Source organism: Myxococcus llanfairpwllgwyngyllgogerychwyrndrobwllllantysiliogogogochensis (genome assembly GCF_006636215.1).
Taxonomy (GTDB): Bacteria; Myxococcota; Myxococcia; order Myxococcales; family Myxococcaceae; genus Myxococcus; species Myxococcus llanfairpwllgwyngyllgogerychwyrndrobwllllantysiliogogogochensis.
In genome coordinates this window covers 1-2,127 of record NZ_VIFM01000504.1, presented here as the reverse complement: position 1 = coordinate 2,127, position 2,127 = coordinate 1, and the positions used below count along the sequence as shown (strand labels likewise).

The 2,127-nt window shown below is 67.1% G+C and carries 1 protein-coding gene and 1 pseudogene; both read right to left on the bottom strand.

From position 1 onward, the window contains the following. Positions 1–1,752, bottom strand: a pseudogene (locus FJV41_RS48865) (hypothetical protein); the annotation flags it as partial. Between the two features lie 23 nt (positions 1,753–1,775). Continuing rightward, the coding region (locus FJV41_RS48860) for a peptidoglycan-binding domain-containing protein (RefSeq protein WP_141649467.1) at positions 1,776–2,127 on the bottom strand (352 nt) is incomplete at its 5' end.

Here is a 2,127-nt window from a genome sequence, read left to right as displayed (position 1 = left end):
AGGCGGCGGTGGGGTGAAGGCCCTCGTGATGGCGCGCTTGGCGTCCTCGGCGAAGGCGAAGACACTGGGACACTTGCCGATGAACTCCGTCATCTTCGGGCCGATGGCCGTCTCGACGTCCTGCACCGTGAGCTTCTCGCAACAGCTCGCCTTGCGAGACGGGCAGTGCGCACGCTTGGACAGCATGGCCATCCGCATGAAGTCACGGAAATCATCGGGCGAGCGGAAGACCTGACACCCCTCGGAGAAGTCGTTCACCTCGCGCCCCCGTCTCCAGGAGCCGTTCTCTCCGTCGACCGAGCGGTGGATGTTGGTGGCGCCGGCGGTGCCGAAGACGACAAGCACATTGCGCTCTGTCAGTCGCAGGGTCCTGGGCGGAGGAGGGGCAGCCGGCTCGGCGGGAAGTCCCGGAGCGCTGGTGGGAACCGGAGGCGTGGGGACCGGAGGCGTGGGGACCGCGGTTGACGCAGGGGGCATGGCGGGAGGAGGAGGCGGGGCCTGGAAGACGAGCTGGAGGCCCACCTTCATGGGCGCCTTGTCATCCTCCACCACCTCCAGGTGGGACAACTGGTTGTCTTCCGCCTCGAAGTTCTGCGTCTCCGCGCCGCTGGCGTCCTCGAGCCGGATGAGCCTCTCGCTGGCGTCAATCTTTCGCTTCACCTTCAGCGCTTCGGAGCCATTGACCCACGCGTCGAGCATCTCCCGAGCCTGCTGCTTCCGGTGCTCGGCAATCCGGGGCTTGTAGTACTCGCGGTTCCGCGCTTCGAGCGCCGCCTCCACCGCCCGCGCGAAGGCCACTTTCTGCCGGGCCTTCTTCCGCGGCAGCGTCTCGCCGAGCTTCACCTCGAGCTCCGCGCGAACCTTCTTTTGCTCCTCCTCGTCGTCTTCGGCGAACTTCGCGCGGAAGTCCTCATCCCGGCCGCTGTCGTGCGCGGCCTGCGCGGCGTTCAGGAAGTCGGAGACGGGAAAGCGCCGCCGGGCGGGGATGGAGGGCGCGGCGAACTGGAGCGCGGCGTAGGAGGTGGGCGGGTTGCTCGCGCCCTTGTGGAGACCCACCCGGTAATACCCGTTGTAGATACCGGGAGCGATGGCCCCCACGTCGTTCGGGAGCAGGGTGTAGTTGTCGAAGTCGGGGAGCGCGTTGCCCTTGTCGTCCTTCAGGGCAGGCTTGTCCTCGTCGTAGCCAGGCTCGGTGGTGATGGGCAGGACAGCCACCCGCCAGTGCTTGCACTGCGGACACGAGACATCCACGCCGGGATGGGGCCAGTGCTTCGGGACCGGCCACTCCGTCTCCGCGAGCACGGCATCCACATACGCCTGCGCGTCCGTCAGGTTCTCCGCGCGGAGTCCCTCGGCCTCGAGGACGGTCTTCTCTCCTTCCTTCAACAGGGCCGGGTCGTAGAGCACGACGAGCAGGTCGTCGAACTGGTTGGACAGGGAGCGCTCCCGGCGCAGGCCCACGAGCTGGAGCGTGAGCGGGTTTGTCCGCTGCAACTCCAGCTCCTCGTCATCCTGCAGGTGGAACCGTTGGTTGCCCGGGTCGAGCTCCTTCTGGTTCCGCAGGCTCTCGCTCGCGAACTGCTTCAGCAGGCCCACCGCGCAGTCCGAGCACTTCGTCTCACTCAGCGTCGCATGATGCGCCTGTTTCTCCGGCGCCGTCGCCGCAGCCACCTTCTTGGGCTTGTCCTGCTTCGGCGCGGCCTGCGGGGGCGCGTCCTTCGCGGTCTTCTTCTTCGCGGCCTTGGCTGCCATCGGTATCTCTCACGTAAACGGGTTCAGCTCCCGTGCAGCTCCTCAAGCCTCCGCAGGGTTTCCACGTCCAGGTGGCCGGTGACTTCCAGGCCGCAGCGGTGCTGGAAGGCGCGAATGGCGCTGCGAAGCTCCAGCGTCATCTTCCCCGTGGGCTCCAGCGCATAGCCCAGGTTGATGAGCCGGGACTCCGCGCCGGAGACACCGTGGTCAGGAGTGTCCCTCATGGGACGCAGGGTGCCCAGCGCGACCTCCCAGGACAGGCCCTCGCACTCCAGCTCCACCTGGCTGACGGTGAAGGGGACCTTCGCCTCGAGGAAGCCCTCGTCATCCGTACTGCCTTCGATGACCTCCTGCTCGAAGGTGAGCAGGTAGGGC